At 70.4% G+C, this 22151-nt stretch carries 18 protein-coding genes and 3 pseudogenes; 12 read left to right on the top strand and 9 right to left on the bottom strand.

Going from position 1 to position 22151, the window contains the following annotated elements:
• Positions 1-108: 108 nt before the first annotated feature.
• The gene (gene gcvP / locus ACFZBT_RS26145) at positions 109-2994 is read left to right on the top strand and encodes an aminomethyl-transferring glycine dehydrogenase (protein ID WP_391107852.1); all 2886 of its coding nucleotides are present in this window, start codon (positions 109-111) and stop codon (positions 2992-2994) included.
• Between the two features lie 12 nt (positions 2995-3006).
• On the opposite strand, the pseudogene ACFZBT_RS26140 reads toward gcvP, so the two are convergent.
• The 4 genes and pseudogenes from ACFZBT_RS26140 to ACFZBT_RS26125 form a co-directional block, all read right to left on the bottom strand.
• A pseudogene (locus tag ACFZBT_RS26140) lies at positions 3007-3180 on the bottom strand (TOBE domain-containing protein); the annotation flags it as partial.
• A 79-nt stretch (positions 3181-3259) separates the two neighbouring features.
• Positions 3260-3428 (bottom strand): annotated as a pseudogene (locus ACFZBT_RS26135) (ATP-binding cassette domain-containing protein); the annotation flags it as partial.
• A gap of 51 nt (positions 3429-3479) precedes the next feature.
• Positions 3480-3762, bottom strand: a pseudogene (locus ACFZBT_RS26130) (MerR family DNA-binding transcriptional regulator).
• A gap of 304 nt (positions 3763-4066) precedes the next feature.
• The gene (locus ACFZBT_RS26125; protein WP_391107849.1) at positions 4067-6046 is read right to left on the bottom strand and encodes an amino acid transporter; all 1980 of its coding nucleotides are present in this window, start codon (positions 6044-6046) and stop codon (positions 4067-4069) included.
• A gap of 445 nt (positions 6047-6491) precedes the next feature.
• Between ACFZBT_RS26125 and ACFZBT_RS26120 the strand changes: the two genes are divergently transcribed.
• The 4 genes from ACFZBT_RS26120 (at position 6492) to ACFZBT_RS26105 (ending at position 10757) form a co-directional block, all read left to right on the top strand.
• A complete protein-coding gene (locus tag ACFZBT_RS26120; protein WP_391107891.1) occupies positions 6492-7784 on the top strand; it encodes an extracellular solute-binding protein in 1293 nt (430 codons plus the stop codon).
• Between the two features lie 6 nt (positions 7785-7790).
• Entirely contained in the window at positions 7791-8789 is a 999-nt protein-coding gene (locus ACFZBT_RS26115; RefSeq protein ID WP_391107847.1) for an ABC transporter permease subunit, read from the top strand.
• Positions 8786-9619, top strand: coding sequence for an ABC transporter permease subunit (locus ACFZBT_RS26110; protein WP_391107844.1), 834 nt, complete (start codon positions 8786-8788; stop codon positions 9617-9619). Before ACFZBT_RS26115 ends, ACFZBT_RS26110 begins: the two co-directional genes overlap by 4 nt.
• Positions 9620-9692: 73 nt before the next feature.
• Entirely contained in the window at positions 9693-10757 is a 1065-nt protein-coding gene (locus tag ACFZBT_RS26105) for an endo-1,4-beta-xylanase (protein ID WP_391107841.1), read from the top strand.
• Positions 10758-10771: 14 nt separating this feature from the next.
• Here ACFZBT_RS26105 and ACFZBT_RS26100 read toward each other — a convergent pair whose 3' ends face one another.
• From ACFZBT_RS26100 to ACFZBT_RS26090, 3 genes are all read right to left on the bottom strand, one after another.
• Positions 10772-11806, bottom strand: a complete 1035-nt coding sequence (locus tag ACFZBT_RS26100) for a substrate-binding domain-containing protein (RefSeq protein WP_391107838.1) — start codon at positions 11804-11806, stop codon at positions 10772-10774.
• Between the two features lie 210 nt (positions 11807-12016).
• Complete coding sequence (locus tag ACFZBT_RS26095) at positions 12017-12223, bottom strand: DUF5999 family protein (RefSeq protein ID WP_391107835.1); 207 nt, start codon at positions 12221-12223, stop codon at positions 12017-12019.
• Between the two features lie 447 nt (positions 12224-12670).
• A complete protein-coding gene (locus ACFZBT_RS26090; RefSeq protein WP_391107832.1) occupies positions 12671-13255 on the bottom strand; it encodes a hypothetical protein in 585 nt (194 codons plus the stop codon).
• A gap of 564 nt (positions 13256-13819) precedes the next feature.
• Here ACFZBT_RS26090 and ACFZBT_RS26085 point away from each other — a divergent pair.
• On the top strand, positions 13820-15337 hold the full coding sequence (locus ACFZBT_RS26085) for a glutamate-cysteine ligase family protein (protein ID WP_391107830.1): 1518 nt from the start codon (positions 13820-13822) through the stop codon (positions 15335-15337).
• A gap of 123 nt (positions 15338-15460) precedes the next feature.
• Positions 15461-16264 (top strand): type II CAAX prenyl endopeptidase Rce1 family protein, encoded by an 804-nt coding sequence (locus ACFZBT_RS26080; protein WP_391107827.1) that lies wholly within the window; start codon positions 15461-15463, stop codon positions 16262-16264.
• Positions 16265-16347: 83 nt separating this feature from the next.
• On the opposite strand, the gene ACFZBT_RS26075 is transcribed toward ACFZBT_RS26080, so the two are convergent.
• Positions 16348-17166 carry a PhzF family phenazine biosynthesis isomerase gene (locus tag ACFZBT_RS26075; RefSeq protein WP_391107824.1) on the bottom strand — a complete coding sequence of 273 codons (819 nt, stop codon included), beginning with the start codon at positions 17164-17166 and terminating at the stop codon, positions 16348-16350.
• Positions 17167-17282: 116 nt separating this feature from the next.
• Between ACFZBT_RS26075 and ACFZBT_RS26070 the strand changes: the two genes are divergently transcribed.
• The 3 genes from ACFZBT_RS26070 (at position 17283) to ACFZBT_RS26060 (ending at position 19708) form a co-directional block, all read left to right on the top strand.
• The gene (locus tag ACFZBT_RS26070) at positions 17283-17951 is read left to right on the top strand and encodes a HEAT repeat domain-containing protein (RefSeq protein WP_391107822.1); all 669 of its coding nucleotides are present in this window, start codon (positions 17283-17285) and stop codon (positions 17949-17951) included.
• A 6-nt stretch (positions 17952-17957) separates the two neighbouring features.
• On the top strand, positions 17958-18962 hold the full coding sequence (locus ACFZBT_RS26065; RefSeq protein WP_391107820.1) for a HEAT repeat domain-containing protein: 1005 nt from the start codon (positions 17958-17960) through the stop codon (positions 18960-18962).
• A 110-nt stretch (positions 18963-19072) separates the two neighbouring features.
• Positions 19073-19708, top strand: a complete 636-nt coding sequence (locus ACFZBT_RS26060) for a helix-turn-helix transcriptional regulator (RefSeq protein WP_391107818.1) — start codon at positions 19073-19075, stop codon at positions 19706-19708.
• Between the two features lie 67 nt (positions 19709-19775).
• Here ACFZBT_RS26060 and ACFZBT_RS26055 read toward each other — a convergent pair whose 3' ends face one another.
• Complete coding sequence (locus ACFZBT_RS26055; protein WP_391107815.1) at positions 19776-20204, bottom strand: SRPBCC family protein; 429 nt, start codon at positions 20202-20204, stop codon at positions 19776-19778.
• Between the two features lie 218 nt (positions 20205-20422).
• Between ACFZBT_RS26055 and ACFZBT_RS26050 the strand changes: the two genes are divergently transcribed.
• Positions 20423-20971 (top strand): Clp protease N-terminal domain-containing protein, encoded by a 549-nt coding sequence (locus ACFZBT_RS26050; RefSeq protein WP_391107812.1) that lies wholly within the window; start codon positions 20423-20425, stop codon positions 20969-20971.
• Positions 20972-21040: 69 nt separating this feature from the next.
• Entirely contained in the window at positions 21041-22060 is a 1020-nt protein-coding gene (locus tag ACFZBT_RS26045) for an EamA family transporter (RefSeq protein ID WP_391107809.1), read from the top strand.
• Positions 22061-22151: the final 91 nt, after the last annotated feature.

Below are 22151 nucleotides of genomic sequence, written 5' to 3'. Positions count from 1 at the left end.
GGGCGATCCGGTGAAGCTCTCAGGTTGACATGACAGAGGGGGAGGCCGTCCGGGTACCCGTGTCGTGGTGCCCCTCGAAGGTCGTGTCAGACCAGGAGGCCTCCGCATATGACCGCCCATCGCATTCCGCTCTCCGAACTCGAAGAGGCAGTCCCCTTCGAGCAGCGCCACATCGGCCCCGACCACGAGGCGTGCGCCAAGATGCTCGCGCACGTCGGCTACGGCTCGCTGGACGAGCTCACGGTCGCCGCCGTCCCGGCCGTGATCAAGAGCGCCGAGGCGCTGGACCTGCCGGGCGCACGCAGCGAGGCCGAGGTGATCGCCGAGCTGCGCTCCCTCGCCGACCGGAACCAGGTCCTCGGCTCCATGATCGGGCTCGGCTACTACGGCACGTTCACGCCGCCGGTCGTCATGCGCAACGTCATGGAGAACCCGTCCTGGTACACGGCCTACACGCCGTACCAGCCGGAGATCTCGCAGGGCCGGCTCGAGGCGCTGCTCAACTTCCAGACCATGGTCGCCGACCTGACCGGACTGCCGACCTCCGGCGCCTCCCTGCTCGACGAGGGCACCGCGGCGGCCGAGGCCATGGCGCTGTCGCGGCGGCTGGGCAAGAACAAGAAGGGCCTGTTCCTGGTCGACGCGGACGCGCTGCCGCAGACCATCGCCGTGATCGAGACCCGGGCCGAGCCGACCGGAGTCGAGGTCGTCGTCGCCGACCTGAGTGACGGCATCCCCGCCGAGGTCGCCGAGCGCGAGATCAACGGCGTGCTGATCCAGTACCCGGGCGCCTCCGGAGCCGTACGGGACATCAAGCCGGTCATCGACCAGGCGCACGGACTCGGGGCACTGGTCACCGTCGCCGCCGATCTGCTCGCGCTCACCCTGCTGAAGTCGCCCGGTGAGCTCGGCGCGGACATCGCGGTCGGGACGACGCAGCGGTTCGGCGTGCCGATGGGCTTCGGCGGACCGCACGCCGGTTACATGGCCGTCGGGGAGAAGATGGCGCGCAGCCTGCCCGGGCGGCTCGTCGGCGTGTCCGTGGACGCCGACGGGAACAAGGCCTACCGGCTGGCGCTGCAGACGCGTGAGCAGCACATCCGTCGTGAGAAGGCCACCAGTAACATCTGTACGGCTCAGGTGCTGCTCGCCGTGATGGCCGGTATGTACGCCGTCTACCACGGGCCGGAGGGCCTGAAGAGCATCGCGCGGCGCACCCACCGGTATGCCACGGTCCTCGCCGCCGGGCTCGTGAACGGTGGTGTCGAGGTCGTGCACGGGGCCTACTTCGACACCCTGACCGCGCGCGTCGAGGGCCGGGCCGCCGAGGTCGTGGCCGCCGCGGAGCGGAACGGGGTCAACCTCCGTCTCGTCGACGCCGACCACGTCTCGATCTCCTGCGACGAGACCACGACGCGGGCCCAGCTGCGTGCCGTCTGGGCCGCGTTCGGGGTCGAGGGCGTCGTCGAGGCGCTGGACGCCGCCACGGAGGACGGGCTTCCGGGTGCCCTGCTGAGGTCCGACGAGTACATGACCCACCCGGTCTTCCACCAGTACCGCTCCGAGACCGCCATGCTGCGCTACCTGCGCCGGCTGGCCGACCGTGACTATGCGCTCGACCGCGGCATGATCCCGCTGGGCTCCTGCACCATGAAGCTCAACGCGACCACGGAGATGGAGCCGGTCACCTGGCCCGAGTTCGGGCAGCTGCACCCCTTCGCGCCCGCGGCGCAGGCGGAGGGCTACCTCACGCTCATCCACGAGCTGGAGGAACGCCTCGCCGAGGTCACCGGGTACGACAAGGTGTCCCTCCAGCCGAACGCCGGGTCGCAGGGTGAGCTCGCCGGTCTGCTCGCTGTCCGTGGGTACCACCGGGCCAACGGGGACGAGCAGCGGACCGTGTGCCTGATCCCCTCGTCCGCGCACGGCACCAACGCCGCGAGCGCGGTGATGGCGGGTATGAAGGTCGTCGTCGTCAGGACCGCCGAGGACGGCGAGATCGACGTCGAGGACCTGCGGGCGAAGATCGAGCAGCACCGTGACGAGCTGGCCGTGCTGATGATCACCTACCCGTCCACGCACGGCGTGTTCGAGGAGCACGTCTCCGAGATCTGCGCGCAGGTGCACGAGGCGGGCGGGCAGGTCTACGTCGACGGGGCCAACCTCAACGCGCTCGTGGGGCTCGCCAAGCCGGGGCACTTCGGCGGGGACGTGTCGCATCTGAACCTGCACAAGACCTTCTGCATCCCGCACGGCGGTGGCGGGCCCGGCGTAGGTCCGGTGGCGGTGCGCGAGCACCTCGCGCCGTATCTGCCGAACCATCCGCTGCAGCCCGAGGCGGGCCCGGAGACCGGGGTCGGCCCCATCTCCGCGGCGCCGTGGGGCTCGGCCGGCATCCTGCCGATCTCGTGGGCGTACGTCCGGCTGATGGGCGGCGAGGGGCTGAAGCGGGCCACGCAGGTGGCGGTGCTCAGCGCCAACTACATCGCCAAGCGGCTTGAGCCGCACTACCCGGTGCTCTACACCGGCCCGGGCGGGCTCGTCGCGCACGAGTGCATCATCGACCTGCGGCCGCTGACCAAGGCGACCGGCGTGAGCGTCGACGACGTGGCCAAGCGGCTGATCGACTACGGCTTCCACGCGCCGACGATGTCGTTCCCGGTGGCCGGGACGCTGATGATCGAGCCGACCGAGTCGGAGGACCTGGCCGAGCTGGACCGGTTCTGCGAGGCGATGATCGCCATCCGCGCGGAGATCGAGAAGGTCGGCTCCGGTGAGTGGCCCGCGGACGACAACCCGCTGCGGGGCGCCCCGCACACCGCCGGCGCGCTCGCCGGGGAGTGGGAGCACGCCTACAGCCGTGAGGAGGCCGTCTTCCCGGCCGGAGTCGCGGCCTCCGACAAGTACTGGCCGCCGGTGCGGCGCATCGACCAGGCCTTCGGTGACCGGAACCTGGTCTGCTCCTGCCCGCCGCTGGACGCGTACGAGGACTGATCGACCGGCAGGTCAGAGGGAGGGGCTCCGCCACGCGGGGCCCCTCCGTCGTGCGGGGGCTCTCCGTCGTGCGGGGGCGAGTGACACCTCGGTCGACTTGATCAGGGCGACGACCTGGGTTCCGGGCGACGGGCGGAGGTCCTCTGCGGCGTCCTTGGTGATCGCCGCCGCCAGTTCGCTGCCCTCCACGGTGATCCGGGGTGCAGATCGAGTTCGGACGCGGAGACCGTGGTGAGGTCGGCGCGAATCTGGTCGCCGTGTGTCTGTCCTGGAAGACGACGCCCACCGGACGGGACTCGGGCGGGGGACGGTCCAGCCGCGTGCCGTCCAGTGCCGGACGGCCCGACGTGAGCGGCGCGAGGTCCGCGAGCGCGCGCAGGGCGGTGGTCTTGCCCGCGCCGTTTGGGGGCGAGCAGTGCGATGACGTCGCCAGGGAGGGGCGGCGGTGACCGGACTGACGGGTGTGATGTGCGTTCGTAGGGGGATCAGACGTGGTCGATGTGGACGTTCGTCGATTTCACGCGGGCCGTCGCCTCCATGCCCACCTCCAGGCCCAGTTGTTGCGGGCCGAGGTATAGGGGGCGTCCCTTTCGGCGGTGCCGGACCCGGCGAGTTCGACCGAGAAGGCGGCAGGTCCCGTCCGTCGACGAGCCGTCGACCGGCCTCGTCGCGGTGGGTGGTGACGCGGCCCGCGTCCGCCCAGCGCCGGGCGGTGCCCGGGCTCACGCCGAGCAGTCGTGCTGCCGGGCCGATCGTGTAGGACTGCATGCCGGTCACGAAAGGGGGCGGGAGAGTTCTCGCGAACCGGGGGATCGCCCGAGGTCGTGGGCGGGTGCCCCGTCGTGGGCGAAGAGCTCGTCCGGATCGAGCAGCAGGGGGCCTCGACCCGGCGCGCTACGCCTGGGTGGTGCCTCGGCGCCTGGAGATCCGCTCGTCGTTCGGTGAGGTGACGCTCGACTTCACCGAAGCGGTGATCACCCAGGACACCCTGCACGTCGACCTGGAGACGGGCGGCGGTGCCCTGAAGCCGGTGACCCGGCCGGGAGCTGGAGCCGACGCGCCTGTCGGCCGGTCAGCCGACGTGCACCCGCGGCCGCCGCCTCCGGTCGCGTTCCGCCTCGCGGAGGATCTCGCGGGTCACCGGGGCGACCTCGCCCTGGCCGAACAGGAAGAACCGCAGGAGGTTGGTGAAGGGTCCGCCCTCGGTCCACTCGAAGTAGATGTGCGGCGTGCAGCCGGTCAGGTCGCGGGCGTGCAGCAGCAGGGCGGCCAGCGCGTTGGGGACGGAGGAGGACTCCAGGGTCAGCACGCGGTAGCGGCCGTGCAGCACCTCGCCGCGTACGGTCAGGCCGGCCTCGAACTCCGACGGGTCCGTGACCGTCACCTCGACGAAGACGAAATCCTCCTGCCCGGGCACGTCGTTGTCCTGCCGGATCTGTTCGATCTTGTCCCGGTACTCCGCGATGTCGCGCCGGTCGGGCTCGTTGGCGATGAACCGCATCCTGCGGCTGGCCATGTCACGGACGAAACGTTCCGCCATGCTGTCCAGCGACACGCTGGTCACGCGCAGCTCGAACGCCCGGGCCAGCCGCGACAGCAGGGAGACCAGGATGATCCCGGCGATGAAGCAGGCACCGATCTTCACGCCGTCCGGGCGCTCGATGACGTTGAGCACGGTCGTGTAGAGGAACACCGCTGAGATGACCGCGAAGCCGATGGTCCAGTTCCGCTGCCGGGCCTTGCGGGCGGCGATGGTCACCGCGATCGCGGCGGAGCTGATGAGGACCAGTACACCGGTGGCGTAGGCGCCGCCCTGCGCGTCGACATCGGCGTCGAAGATCCAGGTGACCAGGAAGGCGATCAGGGTGAAGACGATGACCATCGGGCGCACGGCGCGGGCCCAGTGCGGGGCCATCCCGTAGCGGGGGAGGTAGCGCGGCATCAGGTTGAGCAGGCCGGCCATCGCGGAGGCCCCGGCGAACCACAGGATGGCGATCGTCGAGACGTCGTAGACGGTGCCGAAGGCGTTGCCCAGGTAATCGTGGGCCAGATAGGCCAGTGCGCGTCCGTTGGCCTGACCGCCCGGCTCGAACTCCTTCTCGGGGATGAGGAGTGTGGTGATGAAGCTGGTGGTGATCAGGAAGACGCTCATGATGAGAGCGGCCGTGGTGAGCAGCTTCTTCGTGTCCCGGATGCGACCCTTCGGGTGCTCTTCCGTGTCGCCTTCGTCGCCCTTGACGTGCGGCATCACGGCGACGCCGGTCTCGAACCCGGACAGGCCGAGGGCCAGCTTCGGGAAGACGAGCAGGGCGACGCCGATCATGACGAATATGTTGCTGTGCTGGGTGGTGAGGGCGCTGGACCAGTCGGTGACCACGTGCCCGGCGGTGGCCACGTGGTAGAGGCCGACGACCACCACGACCGCGTTCAGCGCGAGGTAGGCGCCCACCAGGGCGACCGCGACCCCGATGGCCTCCAGGAAGCCCTTGAGGAACACCGCGCCGAGCAGCGCGACCAGGATCAGGGTGATGAGCAACTGCTTGTCGTGCAGGGCGCTGTTCAGGTGCGGGTTCTCCACCAGGTGGGTGGAGGCGTCGGCGGCCGACAGGGTGATGGTGATCAGGAAGTCGGTGGCGGCGAAGCCCAGCAGGGTCAGCACGAACAGCTTGCCCTGCCAGAAGGAGAGCAGCCGCTCCAGCATCGCGATCGAGCCCTCGCCGTGGGGGCTCTCCTCGGCCACCCGGCGGTAGACCGGCAGGGCCCCCGCCAGCGTGACGATCACCAGCACGATCGTCGCGACCGGGGAGAGCAGTCCGGCGGCGAGGGCCGCGATGCCCGGCTGGTAGCCGAGGGTGGAGAAGTAGTCGACGCCGGTCAGACACATGACCCGCCACCAGGGCTGGCCCTTGTGCGGGGGCTCCGGTTCGGCGTGGGGTCCGGTGTGGCCGCCGCCCTTGCCCATGTCGGACAGGCCCTCCAGCATCCAGGCACGCAGGCGACTGGGTGGGGTGGGCTCCGTACGGCTCGCCGGCAGATGCTCAGTGGTGGCCATGCAGGGTGCTCCCGAGAGGCGGCGCAGGGTATTTCCGGCCATCACTGGACGGCCCGCTCAGCGTAAGCGGAGCGTGACGTCGTGGCCCGTGGATGAGCGGGCTGAGCGCGTCAAGCTTCCGTTAAGACTCGGCTTCGGACGCCTCCAGCCGGGGTGCCAGGGGTGTGAAACGTGAGCTGAGGGCGGGTGGGACGGCTGTCGAGCGGTCCATCCGTGCGACGGCGGGTGTCCGAGGCGGGCCCGCAGCTGAACACCCTGTGTGATCGCCGGTCGGATGAACTCCGTAAGGTTCGTTAGGTAGCTCGAATGTTTCGTCCCCGCCTCATGCGCTCGTCTTGCGGAGTGATTCACCGTGCACGAGGGGTTGTCACCCTTTGGGGGCTGTCTCTAGGGTGCGGCAACGACGCATCTTTCTGAAGTTCATCCGAAACTTTCGAGGAGCATGATGGGCGACCCGGCACTGTCCCGCCGCGGCTTCCTGGCGGCCTCCGCCGCGGCCGGTCTGGGGATGACGGCACTGACCGCATGCGGCGGAGACTCGGACGGAGGGTCGTCCGGGACGACCACGATCGAATGGTGGAACATCTCCACCACCGAGCCGACCAAGAGCGTCTGGGCCGCGCTCGCCCGCAAGTTCGAGGCGCAGAACCCCAAGGTCAAGATAAAGATCGTTCAGCTGGAGAACGACGCCTACAAGTCGAAGATGACGGCCCTGACCTCCTCAGGGAAGCTGCCCGACGTCTTCCACACCTGGGGCGGCGGAGTCCTGAAGCAGCAGGTCGACGCCGGACTCGTCGAGGACCTCACGGACAGCACCAAGCCGTGGGGCGACGCCCTGCTCCCGGTCGCCAGGGAGCCGTACCTGCTCGACGAGCGGGTCTACGGCATCCCGTTCGACATCGGCATGATCGGCTTCTGGTACAACAGGGCGCTCTTCGAGAAGGCCGGCATCAGTGCGCCCCCGACCACGTGGAGCGGCTTCCTCGACGCCGTGCGGAAGCTGAAGTCCGCCGAGGTCACGCCGCTCGCCCTGGCCGGCAAGGAGAAGTGGCCCGGCATGTACTACTGGGCCTACCTCGCGATGCGCACCGCCGGCGCCGACGCGCTGCAGAAGGCCTACGACGCCAAGGACTTCACCGGCGCCCCCTTCGTCGAGGCGGGCGGGCACCTCGACGAACTCGTCAGCCTGCGGCCGTTCCAGAAGGGCTATCTCGGCGCCGCCTACTCCTCGCCCACCGGCCAGGCCGCCACCGTCGGCAACGGCAAGGCCGCCATGGAGCTGATGGGCCAGTGGGCCCCCGTGGTGCAGGCCGACGCGGGCAAGGGGCTCGGCAAGGACCTCGGCTTCTTCCCGTTCCCCGCGGTCGAGGGCGGCAAGGGCGCCCGCACCGAGGTGTTCGGCGGAGGCGGCGGGCACGCCGTGCGCAGGGGCGCCCCGCAGGCGGCCGTCGACTTCCTGAAGTTCTTCGCCTCCGAGGCCACCGACCTGGAACTGGTCAAGAAGACCGGTGTCCTCCCCGTGGTCCCGGCGGCCGAGAGCGCCATCGCCGACCCCAACATCAAGGCCGTACAGGAGCAGCTGAAGAAGGCCACCGGCTTCCAGCTCTACCTCGACCAGGCCTACGCGCCCGCCGTCGGCCAGGAGGTCAACGACAGCGTCGCCGCACTCATCGCGGGTTCCAAGTCCCCCGGTCAGGTCGCCCAGTCGATCACCAGGACCGCGAAGGAAGAGCAGTAGCCGGCGATGACCTCCACGTTCCTGCCGGACCGACGGACCGGCCCCGACGCCGGCCCTCCGCCACCGGCCGCGGACCGGCCCCGGAGCCGGGCCAGGCGACGCGCGCTGAACTGGCTGACCGCGACCGGCTTCCAGCTGCCCGCCCTGGTGCTGTTCATGGGGCTCGTGCTGCTGCCGATGCTCTTCGCCCTGTACGCCGCGTTCTTCCGCTGGGGCGGCTTCGGCATGCCCTCCGACTACGTCGGCGGCGAGAACTTCACCCGGCTCTTCCAGGACGAGGTTTTCCTGGGCGACCTGTGGCGCTGTCTGGTTCTCGTGGTGCTGTCGCTCGTCCTTCAGCTGCCGTTCGCGCTCGCCATGGCCGTCCTGCTCAACCAGCGCATGCGCGGCCGGGCGGTGTACCGGATGCTGTTCTTCGCGCCGTACGTCCTGTCCGAGGCGATCACCGGAATCCTGTTCGGCATGATCTTCGCCCCGGACGACGGCTTCGCCGACCAGCTCCTCGGCAGGATCGGGCTGGAGGGGGTCGGCGGGGAGTGGTTCGCCGACCCGTCCATGGTCATGGCGACCCTGTTCCTGGTCATGACCTGGAAGTACTTCGGCTTCCACATGATGCTGTACCTGGCCGGACTCCAGGCCGTCCCCAGGGAGCTGACCGAGGCGGCGCTCATCGACGGGGCCGGTCCCTGGCAGCGCTTCCGCAACGTGACGCTGCCGCTGCTCGCGCCCACTCTGCGCATCAGCGTCTTCCTGTCGGTCATCGGGTCCATCCAGCTCTTCGACCTGGTGTGGGTGACCACCGCGGGCGGTCCCGACCACCACTCCGAGACCATGGCCGTGACCATGTTCCAGTACGGCTTCAAGCGGTACCAGGTCGGCTACGCCAGCGCGATCAGCGTGGTCATGTTCGGCATCAGCCTCGTCTTCGCCCTCGCCTACCAGCGGTTCGTGCTCCGGCGCGATCTGGAAGGGGCCACCACGACCATGCGGGGGGACGGAAAATGACATCCCGTCAGAAGAGCGGCCGGAACCTTCCGCTGCACCTCGTCCTGGTCGCCGTCGGCGCGGTCATGGCCGTCCCCCTGGTCTACGCCGCGCTCTCCGGCTTCAAGTCCACCGACGAGCTGTCCCGCAACCCGGTCGGTATGCCCGAGTCGTGGGTGACCTCCAACTACACGCAGATCCTCGGTTCGGGTGACTTCTGGCGGCTCATCGCCAACAGCACGCTGATCGCGGTCGGCACGACCGTCCTGGTCGTCGCGGTCTCGGCCCTGTCGGCCTTCTCCTTCGCGCGGTTCGCCTTCCGCGGCCGGGAGGCGCTGTTCACGCTCTTCACGATGGGGCTGATGTTCCCGTTCGCGGTGGCGGCCCTGCCGCTGTTCCTGCTGCTGCGCTCCCTCGGACTGCTGGACAACCCGCTCGGCGTGATCCTCCCGCAGGCGGCCTTCGGGCTGCCGATGACCATCATCATCCTGCGGGGCTTCTTCCGGCAGATCCCCGGTGAGCTGGAGGAGGCGGCCACGCTCGACGGGTGCAGCTCGTTCGGCTTCTTCTGGCGGGTACTGCTGCCCATGGCGCGGCCCGCGCTCGGCACGGTCTCGGTGCTGGCCGTCGTCACCAGCTGGAACAACTTCTTCCTGCCGCTGCTGGTGTTCACCGACGCGCAGTGGTGGACGCTGCCGATCGGAGTGCAGCAGTTCCAGGGGCAGTACTCCGCGGAGTACGCCAAGGTCTTCGCCTATCTGGTGCTGGCGATGGTCCCGGCCCTGGCCTTCTACTCGGTCGCCGAGCGTCAGCTCGTCGGCGGCCTCACCGCGGGCGCCACGAAAGGCTGACGCGCCGCGGACGTACGGCTCACCCACCCACCTGATCCGATCCGAACGGATCGCGAATCGTGAGGAGTCGACCATGCGCAGGACCGCCATACGGCTCAGACTCGCCGGGGCGCTGGCCGCCGTGCTGGTGGCCGGAGGCGTCGCCGCCGGCCCGGCGGCACAGGCCGGCGAGGAGCACGGCAAGGAACCCACCCTCGCGGACCTCGCCCAGCGCCACGGCCGCTACTTCGGGAGCGCGACCGACAATCCCGAGCTCGTCGACGCGCCGTACAAGGCGCTGCTCGGCAGCGAGTTCGACCAGATCACGCCCGGCAACGGCATGAAGTGGTACGCGACCGAGCCGCAGCAGGGCGTGTTCGACTTCTCCAAGGGCGACGAGATCGTGAACCTCGCCCGTGCCAACCGGCAGAAGGTGCGCGGCCACACCCTGGTCTGGCACAGCCAGTTGCCCGGGTGGCTCACGGGGCGGGAATGGACGGCGCCGGAGCTGAGGGCCGTGCTGAAGAAGCATGTGCAGGCGGAGGTCCGGCACTACCGGGGCAAGGTGTTCGCCTGGGACGTCGTCAACGAGGCGTTCAACGAGGACGGTACGTACCGGGAGTCGGTCTTCTACAAGACGCTCGGGCCCGGGTACATCGCCGACGCGCTGCGCTGGGCGCACCAGGCCGATCCGCGCGTGAAGCTGTACCTCAACGACTACAACATCGAGGGGATCGGCCCGAAGAGCGACGCGTACTACAAGCTGGCCAAGGAGCTGAAGGCCGAGGGCGTCCCCCTGCACGGCATCGGCCTCCAGGCCCACCTCGCCCTCCAGTACGGCTATCCCACCACTCTGGAGGACAACCTCCGGCGCTTCTCCCGGCTGGGCCTCGACACCTCGCTCACCGAGGTCGACGTACGGATGATTCTGCCCGCGACGGAGGAGAAGCTGGCCCAGCAGGCGGAGTGGTACCGGGACCTGACCGAGGCGTGCCTGGCGGTACGCCGGTGCGTCGGAGTCACCCTCTGGGACTACACGGACAAGTACTCGTGGATCCCCGCGTTCTTCCCGGGCCAGGGCGCGGCCCTTCCGTGGGACGAGCAGCTCAGGCCGAAGCCGGCGTACTTCGCGCTGCGTGAGGCGCTCGGGGGGAGGTAGGCGGCGCGGGGCCGTCAGCCCCTCCCGGCCGGAGGAGCCGTACTCGCCCGCACCACCAGGTCCGTCCCCAGCTCCACCCGGGGCGAGTCCGGTTGCTCGTCGCGGGTCAGGCGGAGGGCCGTGCGGGCGGCGAGTTTGCCCATGTCGGCGAGGGGCTGGCGGATCGTGGTCAGTGGGGGAGACGACCAGCGGACTTCCGGAAGGTCGTCGAAACCGACCACGCTCATGTCCTGCGGCACCCGCAGCCCGCGCCGCCGCAGGGCCTCGATCGCGCCGAGTGCCATCTGGTCGCTGGCCGCGAACACGGCGGTCGGCGGCTCTGGCAGGTCGAGCAGGGTGGTGCAGGCGGTGAAGCCGGACTCGGGGCGGAAGTCGCCGGGGACGACGAGGGACGTGTCCGTCGCGACACCGGCGCCTTCGAGGGCCGCTCGGTAGCCGTCCAGCCGGGCCCGGGAGCACAGCAGGCGCGGCGGGCCGGCGATCAGGCCGATCCGGCGGTGGCCGAGGGAGAGCAGATGCTCGGTGGCGGCCATGCCGCCCGACCAGTTCGCGGCGCCGATCGTGGGTGCGTCCAGGGCGGGGGAGCCCGCCGGGTCGACGACGACCAGCGGGACGCCGAGGATCCGCAGCTCATCGTGGAGCGTCGGCTCCAGCGCCGAGGTGACGAGGATGACGCCGTCGGAGGCACGGGCCCGGAGGTTGCGCATCCACTCGCGGGCGTCGCCCGACCGCCCGTGGATGGCCGACACCACCGTGCCGACCCCCGCCGCGTGCGCGACCTCCTCCACCCCGCGGAGGATCTCCACGGCCCAGGGACTGTCGAGGTCGTTGAAGACCAGGTCGAGCAGGGCCGCACGGGTGCCCGGAGCCGCCGGGCGCTTGCGGTAGCCGTGCCGGCGCAGCAGTTCCTCGACCCGGGCCCGGGTCTTGGGTGACACGTCGGACCGGCCGTTGACGACCCGGGACACGGTCGGCACGGAGACGCCGGCCTGCCGGGCGATCTCCGTGATCGTGACCTTGCCCTCGGCGTCGGCCTCACGTGCTGCCACTTGCCCCACCTCCGTCGACGGGTGACCGCGAAACTTCCAGGAGTCTTCCGGAAAACGGGCAGCCGTGGGAAGGCGCACGAGCCGGGGACGGAGAAGTCGCGGGTGATGACGAGGAGTGACGACCCCCGGACATGCGTCGGGGCCGGGTCGCAGGGTGTCCTGCGCCGGCCCCTCATCTCTGCGGGCGGGCGTCACCCCACCCGGCGGCCCTCAGGCAGCCGTCATCACCTGGCTGCCGGCCAGTGGACGGTGCGGGGCGATGATCCGGCCGTCGGGCAGCAGCTCACCGGTGTCCTCGAAGAGCACCACGCCGTTGCACAGCAGGCTCCACCCCTGCTCCGGGTGGTGCGCCACGAGACGGGCGGACTCCCGGTCGGCGGATTCGGCTGACGGGCACGGTGTCTGGTGCTGGCACATGGGTGGGATCTTTCGCTCTGTCGTCATGGATGAGGTGGCTGAGTCGGCTGAGTCGGTCGTCGTGTCTGTTCCGCGGCTAGAAGTGTCGTTCATGGCCGCCCCCCCCCGTGATAAGTGGTCGGAACCCAGTGTTGCCCCACGGGCGTCATTCCGCAGGGATTTCGCGGCACCGCTTCTCACAGATTCAGGACGCATCACCCGCGCGGACGGTTCATCCCAACTGGACTGTCACTTCGGGTGGTTCGCAGTGGCCGGATAGGGCTAGTCACGTCGGGTCGGGGGCCATTTCCGGCTCGTACGAGCTATTAGGCGCTCGTACGAGCGATAAAGTGCCCGCACCCTGTCGCCGGGAATTCGGCGACAGGGTGCGGGAGGCTTCACGCGGGGAGAATCAGGCGAGGCGTTTCAGGTGAGGCGTTTCAGGCAGTGCGCTTCAAGCGGTGCGTTTCAGGCGGGTGAGCCGAGCAGGCGTGTGGGAGTCGCACGGTGGGTCAGTACCGGGAGGAGTTCGGCGACGCGGTGCGGGCGGTGTGCCGCGATGCCGGGAGGCGCGGGTGCCAGCGGGACGAGCAGATCGGTGGCGGCGGGGTGGCCGGCGGCACCGTCCGCGGTGCAGTCCTCGTGCAGCCAGAGCGTCAGCATGTACAGGCCGGGCACCGACAGCAGGCGGGGCTGGTACGGCTGCGGCATCGTCTCGGCCTGGCGCAGGGCGCGCTCGGTGGAGGTGATGTACGGGCCTTCGAAGAAGTGGGAGAAGGCCCAGCCGTCGGGGGTCAGCATGGTCTCCGCCGCGGCCACGGCGCGCTCGCCGGAGCGGATGAGGAAGCGCCACCCGGCCAGCCGGGTGGCCGACACCCCCTCGGCCGTGACCCGGTCGAGTACGTGGACGGGCAGCGGAAGCTCGGCTGCGACAGGTCCCTGGGCGCGGAGCAGGGAGGGGGTTCGGGCTTCCCGGACCGCGGTGGGCGAGGAGAGCGCGGTCAGGACGGAACGGTGTGCGGGCGCGGGAGCCGGGGGGACATGCAGCGGCATGGTGGGTCGCCTCTCATTCAAAGGCACGGTGGCACGAGGGCGGGGGCGGACGGCGCTGTCTGCTCACGAGGGGTCGGCAGAGGCAGGGCCGGGTCTCATGAGCGAGAGGGGGGTGGGGTCCGCCGAACATCGACTCGACGGCAGGACCCATCGACCGTGGGCGCCAACCTTCTGCCTTGTTCGCGGAGTTTATACGACACGGGATCAGACTGGGTTTCACCTAGCCGTTTCCGGTGAGTAGAACAAGGGTACATTCGGTCGGCGATACGCGAGAATTATCCCGATTCCTGGCGGGGGTGTGAGGTGATGACCTCGGTGAATGTCCGCGAAGCGGTCGGCCCATTCTCGTCGGCGTTTTTCACGAGTTCGCGGACATCGAGCGGACGCCCAAACCTGTCCTGTGCGCCATGCCGATTGAATGTGCCACTGGTCACACGCGACCAGCGTAGCGGTCGGCGGACCCCTCCGGGACGTTATCGATCGCTTTCGCTGGGCATCCTCCACCTGACCGTGACCCCGGCGGCCGGATCTTGAGGCCCGCATCATCCGAGGAGGGACGCTTCGATGGGGGAGAAGGTCGTGGCAGGGCGGTTCGACCTGTCCGATCGCCAGCGCTACCGCGACAAGCTCCGTCGGTGTCTGACGGGCTTGGAGCGGCTCCTGGCGGAGAAGCGGTTCGATCGCCCCAAGAACCTCATGGGGCTGGAGATCGAATTGAATCTCGCGGGCGCCGACGGCATGCCGAGAATGTTGAATGCGCAAGTCCTGGAACGTATCGCGAGTCGCGACTTCCAAACAGAACTCGCCATGTTCAACCTGGAAGTGAACATTCCTCCACACCGCCTGGGTGGCCGGGTATTCGACCGCCTCGGGGAGGAACTCCGCACGTCACTGGCATATGCTGACCGAAAAGCGGGAGAGGTCGACGCCGGAATCGTGATGATCGGCATTCTGCCGACCCTCGACCGGGACGACCTGGTGTCGTCGAACCTCTCCGACGTCGACCGCTACACCCTCCTCAACGACCAGATCGTGGCCGCCCGGGGTGAGGAGTTCACCCTCGACATCGACGGCGTGGAGCACCTCACCTGCACCTCGAAGTCCATCGCGCCGGAAGCCGCCTGCACCTCCGTGCAACTGCACCTCCAGGTCACGCCGGGGCGGTTCGCCGATGTGTGGAACGCGGCCCAGGCGGTCGCCGCCGCGCAGATCGCCGTCGGCGCCAACTCGCCCTTCCTGTTCGGCCGCGAGCTGTGGCGCGAGTCGCGGCCCCCGTTGTTCCAGCAGTCCACCGACACCCGCCCGCCCGAACTCCAGGCCCAGGGCGTCCGGCCGCGCACCTGGTTCGGCGAGCGCTGGGTCACCTCGGCGTACGACCTCTTCGAGGAGAACCTCCGCTACTACCCGGCCCTCCTGCCGATCTGCGACGACGAGGACCCGCTCGCGGTGCTCGACCAGGGGGGCACGCCCTCGCTCGCCGAACTCGTCCTGCACAACGGCACGATCTACCGCTGGAACCGCCCGGTCTACGGAATCGCCGACGGCGTCCCGCACCTGCGCGTGGAGAACCGCGTCCTGCCGGCCGGGCCCACCGTCACCGACGTCGTCGCCAACGCCGCGTTCTTCTACGGTGTCGTCCGCGCCCTCGCCGAGGAGCCCCGGCCGGTGTGGACCCGGCTGCCGTTCGAGGCGGCCGCCGCCAACTTCGACGCCGCCTGCAAGGACGGCATCGACGCCCGCTTCACCTGGCCCCGGCGCGGTCGCTACGGCGGCACCACGCAGGTCGACGCGGTGAGCCTCGTACGGGACGAACTGCTGCCGCTCGCCGAGGCCGGGCTGGACGCGTGGGGTGTCGAGCCGGCCGACCGCGATCTGTACCTGGGCGTGATCGAGGAACGGTGCCGGCGCCGGGTGAACGGGGCGAGCTGGCAGGCCGCGACCTTCCACAAGGCGCTGGACGCGGGCCACACGCGGGAGGCCGCGCTGGCCGCCACCACTCGCCGCTACCGCGAGCTGATGCACCAGGGGGATCCGGTCCACACCTGGCCGGTGGGCCTGCCGGAGCCGGTGCCGCTGGGCTGACGCGCCGCCGGGGTGACATCCTGCTGCCTTCATACTGATCCGACAGATCGTTGTCGGCGGATCGTTGCCGACAGGTCGTGTTCGAGAGATCGTTCTCGACTGGTCGGTGAAGCGGAGGCAGGTGTGCAGGCGGAGGCGGGCCCGGTGGCCGACGATTCCATTCCCCAGCAGGGGCTCTCGCGACGGATGCTCCGCAACGAGACCCTTCTCGTGCTGGCGCTCTCGCTGGGGGCGAGCGGGGTCTCCGCCCTGATCAGCTTCATCGGCTCGGTCACCAAGCCCGGTGGGCTCAAGGACCAGGCGGCCACGATGAACGCCTCGGCCGCTCCCGGCCGTCCCTGGCTCGACCTCGCCTGGCAGCTCTTCGGGATCACCACGGCGCTCGTGCCCGTGGCGCTCGTGGCGCACTTCCTGCTGCGCGAGCGCGCGAGTCTGCGCACCATCGGCTTCGACCGCACCCGCCCGTGGCCCGACCTCGGCCGCGGCGCGGCGATCGCGGCGGTCATCGGCAGCACCGGGATCGCCTTCTACCTGGCGGCCCGCGGCCTCGGCTTCAACCTCACCGTGGTGCCGGAGGCACTGCCCGCGGTGTGGTGGAAGTATCCGGTGCTGATCCTCTCCGCGATCCAGAACGCGGTGCTGGAGGAAGTGATCGTCGTCGGCTATCTGCTGCGCCGCCTCGGGCAGCTGGGCTGGACTCCGACGGCCGCGCTGGTCGGCAGCTCGGTGCTGCGCGGCTCGTACCACCTCTACCAGGGCATCGGCGGCTTCGTGGGGAACCTGGCCATGGGCGTCGTCTTCGTCTGCCTGTACCGCCGCTGGGGCCGGGTCGGTCCTCTCGTGGTGGCCCACTCGCTGCTCGACATCGGGGCGTTCGTCGGGTACGCGCTGCTGGCGGGCAAGGTCGGGTGGCTCCCGACGGCGTGAAAGACCGGGGGAGGGGCGTACGGCGGTGTCGTACGCCCCTCGTTTTGTTCACGCGGCCCCTCGTTTCATACAGCCCCGTCGTCTCAGGCCAGCAGCTCGCCCTCGATGACCGTGACCGCCCTGCCCGTCAGCAGGGTGCGGTCGCCGCGCAGTTCCGTGCGCATGAGGCCGGAGCGGCGTGAGGCCTGGAGGCCGGTGAGGACGGGGTGGCCCAGGCGCTCGGACCAGAACGGGGCGAGCGCGGTGTGGGCGCTGCCCGTCACCGGGTCCTCGTCGATGCCGATGTTCGGGAAGAAGCAGCGCGAGACGAAGTCGTAGCCCTGGTCCGGGTCTTCCGCGCGGGCCGTGGCGATGACGCCGCGTGCGGAGTGGGCGGCGAGGGCCTTGTGATCGGGGCCGAGGCCGTGCACCGTCTTCTCGTCGGCGATCTCGACGAGCAGATCGCCGACGTTCGGTCCGGTGTCGAGGACCGTCAGCGGCTCGGCTCCCAGGGCCTCGGCGAGGCCGCGGGGCGGGTCGACCCGGGTGAGCGGAGCCGTCGGGAAGTCCAGCGTGATGGAGCCGTCGGCGGCGGGCTCGGCGACGAGGACACCGCTGCGGGTCGCGAACCGCACCGGCCCCTCGTGGACGCCGGTGGTGTGCAGGACATGGGCGGTGGCGAGGGTCGCGTGGCCGCACATCGCGACCTCGGCGGCCGGTGTGAACCAGCGCAGCGCCCAGTCGGCCTCGCCGCCCTCGGGGAGGGGATGGGCGAAGGCCGTCTCGGCGTGGTTGACCTCCAGGGCGATGTTCTGCAGCCGGCTGTCGTCCGGGAAGGTGTCCGCGTCGTTCAGGAGCATGACCCCGGCAGGGTTGCCGGTGAAGGGGCGGTCGGTGAAGGCGTCGACGATTCGAATCCGCATGCCCCGACGCTAGAGGTCCGTCCAGGCCGTGGACCAAGGCCAATTCACGAGTCCTGGCCTCACCTTGACCTTGACACGGTGACAAGGTCTTCACTGTGGCCGAGGAGGTGGTCCCGATGACCATGCCGACAGAGGGCACGAGCACGACGAGAGCGCTCCGGGAGCTGGAGAACGGCGACTCGTCGCTCCGCCTGCGGGCGGCGCTGGCGATCGGCACGGCCCCGGATCCCCGGTTCGTCGACAAGCTCGTCGAACGATGCGCGACCGAGCCCGAGTTCCACGTGCGCGAGATGCTCACGTGGGCGCTCACCCGCCACTCGTCGTCCGCAACCGTCCCCAGGCTCGTCGACGAACTCCGCGCGCAGGGTCCGCGGGCACGAAGCCAGGCGCTGCACACGCTGTCCAAGATCGGGGACCGGCGGGCGTGGCCGGCGATCACCCGGGCGCTGCTGGCCGACCCCGACGACGAGGTGGCGCGGAGCGCCTGGCGGGCGGCGGTCGTCCTCGTGCCCGAAGGGGAGGAACCCGGGCTGGCCGGAGCGCTGGCGGCACAGCTCGGACGCGGCGAGCGGGAGACGCGACTGAGCCTCAGCCGGGCGTTGCTCGCGCTCGGAGAGGCGGTCGTGCCGGCTCTGCGGGCCGCGATGACGGATCCCGACCCTCGTGTACGTCAGCACGCGATCGCCACGGAGCGGCTGTGGCGCGACCCGGATGCCGGATTCGGGTTCGCCATCGAGGAGGCGAAGCGTGTCGTGGCCCTCGGCCCGACCGGCCAGGAGGGATGACGGGCAGTGCTGATCGGTGAGGTGGCACGGCGGTCCGGGGTCAGCGCCCGCATGCTCAGGCACTACGAGTCGCTCGGCCTGGTGCGGCCGACGGGCCGTACCGACGCCGGCTATCGCGCGTACTCCGGCGAGGACATCCGGCAAATCTTCCATATCGAGAGCCTGCGCTCACTGGGGCTGTCGCTGCGTGAGGTGGGGCGCGCGCTGGACGATCCCGGCTTCCGGCCCTCGGAGCTCGTCGACGACCTCCTCCACCGGACGCGCGAGCGCATCGCGCGGGAGACGGAGCTGCTCACACGCCTCCGTCGGATCGATGCCGCGGAACCCGCCGGCTGGGCGGACGTCCTCCAGGTCGTCGGTCTCCTCCACGCGTTGGGATCGAAGAGCGCCGGGACACGCCAACGCGCCGCCCTGTCCTCGGTCGAAGAGGTTCCGTGGCCGGTGGAAGCCCTGGTCGAGGCAGCGTTGAGCGAGACGGACCCGAACGTCGCCGGAGCCCTTCGATGGGCTCTGGCGCAATCGGGCGACGGCGGATCGGCCCTGCTCGCGGAGGGCCTCGGCTCACCCGTGGCCGAGGTCCGGAAGCGTGCCGTCCAGTCCCTCGTCGAGATGCCGGACGGCGGCGCGACCGCACTGCTGCGGGACGCTCTCGCGCATCCCGACGTCGTGGTCCGCGGATACGCGGCACTGGAACTCGGGGCACGGGGAGTGGCCGAGGCGGTCCCGACGCTCATCGACATGGTCGTCGAGGCGACGAACGACGTCGACGCGGCCGATGCGCTGAGCGTGCTGGCGAGTGACCCCGTGTCGGCGGACCGGATCGCCACCGGGCTCGTCGACCGCCTGGACCACGGCACCGTCGGACCGTCCACGCGCCGACGGCTGACCCAGGCGCTCGCGGACATCCCCGGACGCACGGCGTCCCGTGCCCTCGCGGATCTGGCCCAGGACGAGGACCGCGTCGTCGCACTGACCGCCACGTACATTCTCGGGATTCGCGACACGCGCTGAATCCGCCTCCTTCGGAATCCGCGCGGCCGGAAGGGCCTTGCCATAAGAACGCTACCGATATATCGTTGAGGCATCGCGACAGATCAACGATGGAATGGAGAGTGGTTGCGATGCGTACCCACGGATACGAGCACGGCCATGGCCACGGCGGACCGCGTCACGGCCGGGGCGGCTTCGAGGGGCTGCGCGCGGCCTTCGGTCCGTTCGGGCCCGGCGGTCCTGGCGGTCCCGGCTGGGGAGGGCCCGGTGGTCCGGGCTTCGGCCCCGGCCCCTGGGGCGGACGAGGGCGCGGGGGGCCCAGGGGGAGGGCGCGGCGCGGTGACGTGCGGGCCTCGATCCTCGCCCTGCTGAAGGACCGGCCCATGCACGGCTACGAGATGATCCAGGAGATCGCCGAGCGCAGCGGCGGGGCGTGGAAGCCCAGCCCGGGTTCGGTGTACCCCACCCTGCAGCTGCTGGAGGACGAGGGCCTGATCATCAGCGAGTCCGAGGGCGGCAAGAAGCTGTTCTCGCTCACCGAGGCGGGCCGCACGGCGGCCGAGGAGGGGCCCGAGGCGCCCTGGGAGGAGGCCTCCCGCGGGGTCGACTGGGAGGCACTCGGCGAGATCCGGCAGGCCGGCTTCGGGCTGATGGAGGCCTTCGGGCAGGTCTGGAAGACCGGCAGCAAGGAGCAGAAGGAGAAGGCGCTCGGCGTCATCAACGAAGCCCGCAAGAAGCTCTACCTGATCCTCGCCGACGAGGACTGAGGGACGGCTTTTCACGGCGCAGGCGCCCCCTGGAGCGATCCGGGGGGCGCTTCCTCGTGCCGGGGTGTCAGGTCACCAGCCCGGCCAGCTTGCGCAGCGACTCGTTCAGGGCCGCCGTGGCCGAGTCCCGGAGCTTCCCCGCCATCAACGACACGGCCGCACCCGTGAACTCGCCGTCGATGCGGACCGTCGTCGCGCCGCCGTCGGGCGTCAGGGTGTAGCGCGTCGCGACGGTCACGCCCATCGGGCCCTGGCCGCGGATGGCGAGCACCCGGGCCGGTTCGAGTTCCTCGACGGTCCACTCCACCTCGGCCGGGAAGTTCATCAGCCGCATGTTCTCCTGGAAGGTCGCGCCCACCTCCAGACTCTTGGGGCCGCCCGACGGAAAGCCGGTGTGGGTCGCGTTCCACTCGCCGTACGCGGACCAGTCCGTGAGCCTGGTCCACACTTTCTCGGCCGGCGCCCCGATACGTGCCTCCGCGCTGACTACGGTCATGCGACCACCTCATCGAGTCGGGTGTCGCGGAACGTAGCCGCGCCGGTCGCAATGTTCAATACTGACGAACAGTCAGGCGTGGTGGGGTCGGCGGGCACAACAGCCTGATGTCCTCCGTAAGGAGGAGATTCCGGCCGGAGGAGTCCACTTCCCGTGGGACGCGAAAATGCTCCCCATCGGGGATGACCCGGGCTCGCGGGACTGGTGGGGTAGGGGATGTGCAATCCCGTATCCCCAGACAGTCGGCCCCTGAGCACGGCATCCACCGCGCGGAGAACGATGCCAGGCTCAGTGGCGAGCTGGCGTCGGTGATCGGCGGTGCCCGTCGCCGGGCGGTCAGGGACGGGGACCGGCAGATCGACACCGCCCATCTGCTCCACTCCCTGCTGGAGTCCGACCCCGAGGCGCGTGCCGTCTTCGGTGAGGGGCCGCGCATCGCGCGACTGCTCGGATATCTCGTCCAGCGCAGTATCGGCTACGGCCTGCGGTGGCAGAGCGGCGTCGAGGACTCCGGCGCCGTCCCCCTGGTGGCGGAGTGCGCGGGTTTCTCGCCGCTGGCCGCGGCATCGATGGAGTACGCCTGCGAGCTCGCCGCCCGTCGCGGCGGACCCGCCCGTGGAGTCGACCTGCTCGCGGCGATCGTCGTGGACTCGCAGGCACGCGCGGTCGAGGTGCTCGCGCGCGCCGGGATCGACCCGCACGAGGTGCTCGCCCGGCTCGACGGCCGGTCCGGGGAGCGGGCCGGAGGCTCCGAAGCCGCACCCTGACCGGCCCCGACCCGGGTGGTCGCCCGTCCAGGCAGTGAGACAGGTGCCATGAGGGGTGACGCTCCTGTCATGGCCTGTCATCATGTGCCGGTGCGTACCTCTGAGACCAGTCCGAGCAGGCGCGGCAGGGGCATGGGGCTCGGCCTCGCGCTGTTGTCCGCGGTCGCCTTCGGCGGATCCGGAGTCGCGGCCAAGCCGCTGATCGAAGCGGGCCTCGACCCGCTGCACGTGGTGTGGCTGCGGGTGACCGGGGCCGCCGTGGTGATGCTGCCGCTCGCCGTGCGCCACCGCGCGCTGCTGCGCCGCCGCCCCGGACTCCTCGCCGGATTCGGGCTGCTGGCCGTCGCCGGCGTCCAGGCCTGCTACTTCGCCGCGCTCTCCCGCATCCCCGTCGGTGTGGCGCTGCTCATCGAGTACCTGGCGCCCGCGCTCGTGCTCGGCTGGGTGCGGTTCGTGCAGCGGCGGCCGGTGACACGTGCCGCCGCGGTCGGTGTCGTCCTCGCGGTCGGAGGGCTCGCGTGTGTCGTCGAGGTGTGGTCGGGCCTCGGCTTCGACGTCCTGGGGCTGCTGCTCGCGCTCGGCGCGGCCTGCTGCCAGGTCGGCTACTTCGTCCTCTCCGACCAGGGCAGCGACGCCGGAGACGAGGCGCCCGACCCGCTCGGCGTCATCGCCTACGGCCTGCTCGTCGGCGCGGCCGTGCTGACCGTCGTCGCCAGGCCCTGGACCATGGAACGGTCCGTGCTCACGGGCACCGCGTACATGGACGGCACACCCGTCGCCGCCGTCGTCCTGCTGGCCTGGATCGTCCTGGTCGCCACGGTCGTCGCGTACGTCACCGGCGTCGTCTCCGTGCGCCGGCTCTCCCCGCAGGTCGCCGGTGTCGTGGCCTGTCTCGAAGCGGTCATCGCGACCGTCCTGGCCTGGGTCCTGCTCGGCGAGCACCTGTCGGCGCCGCAGATCGCCGGTGGTGCCGTCGTGTTGCTGGGCGCGTTCATCGCGCAGTCCTCGACGCCCGCGAAGGGCTCCGAACGGCCGGTGGCCGGCGGCGGCCCGGAACGGGAGTTGTCCACGCCCGGCACGGCCGCCTAGGGACCGTCACGCCTTCGACGCTGGTTCTTCCGCCTCCGGCCCGCCCGCGTGGCCTCCTCTGTGCGAGGCGAGGGGTGCGCGGGTGGAGCCG

Source organism: Streptomyces sp. NPDC008137 (assembly GCF_042957035.1).
Lineage (GTDB): Bacteria > Actinomycetota > Actinomycetes > Streptomycetales > Streptomycetaceae > Streptomyces.
This window is presented reverse-complemented; position numbering and strand designations above follow the sequence as displayed.

What these genes read in the sequence shown, in the direction of transcription:
- gcvP (WP_391107852.1), top strand. Translation starts at nt 109, where the DNA reads ATGACCGCCCATCGCATTCCGCTCTCCGAACTCGAAGAGGCAGTCCCC.
- ACFZBT_RS26125 (WP_391107849.1), bottom strand. Translation starts at nt 6,046, where the DNA reads ATGGCCACCACTGAGCATCTGCCGGCGAGCCGTACGGAGCCCACCCCA.
- ACFZBT_RS26120 (WP_391107891.1), top strand. Translation starts at nt 6,492, where the DNA reads ATGGGCGACCCGGCACTGTCCCGCCGCGGCTTCCTGGCGGCCTCCGCC.
- ACFZBT_RS26115 (WP_391107847.1), top strand. Translation starts at nt 7,791, where the DNA reads ATGACCTCCACGTTCCTGCCGGACCGACGGACCGGCCCCGACGCCGGC.
- ACFZBT_RS26110 (WP_391107844.1), top strand. Translation starts at nt 8,786, where the DNA reads ATGACATCCCGTCAGAAGAGCGGCCGGAACCTTCCGCTGCACCTCGTC.
- ACFZBT_RS26105 (WP_391107841.1), top strand. Translation starts at nt 9,693, where the DNA reads ATGCGCAGGACCGCCATACGGCTCAGACTCGCCGGGGCGCTGGCCGCC.
- ACFZBT_RS26095 (WP_391107835.1), bottom strand. Translation starts at nt 12,223, where the DNA reads ATGTGCCAGCACCAGACACCGTGCCCGTCAGCCGAATCCGCCGACCGG.
- ACFZBT_RS26090 (WP_391107832.1), bottom strand. Translation starts at nt 13,255, where the DNA reads ATGCCGCTGCATGTCCCCCCGGCTCCCGCGCCCGCACACCGTTCCGTC.
- ACFZBT_RS26085 (WP_391107830.1), top strand. Translation starts at nt 13,820, where the DNA reads ATGGGGGAGAAGGTCGTGGCAGGGCGGTTCGACCTGTCCGATCGCCAG.
- ACFZBT_RS26075 (WP_391107824.1), bottom strand. Translation starts at nt 17,166, where the DNA reads ATGCGGATTCGAATCGTCGACGCCTTCACCGACCGCCCCTTCACCGGC.
- ACFZBT_RS26070 (WP_391107822.1), top strand. Translation starts at nt 17,283, where the DNA reads ATGACCATGCCGACAGAGGGCACGAGCACGACGAGAGCGCTCCGGGAG.
- ACFZBT_RS26060 (WP_391107818.1), top strand. Translation starts at nt 19,073, where the DNA reads ATGCGTACCCACGGATACGAGCACGGCCATGGCCACGGCGGACCGCGT.
- ACFZBT_RS26055 (WP_391107815.1), bottom strand. Translation starts at nt 20,204, where the DNA reads ATGACCGTAGTCAGCGCGGAGGCACGTATCGGGGCGCCGGCCGAGAAA.
- ACFZBT_RS26045 (WP_391107809.1), top strand. Translation starts at nt 21,041, where the DNA reads ATGGCCTGTCATCATGTGCCGGTGCGTACCTCTGAGACCAGTCCGAGC.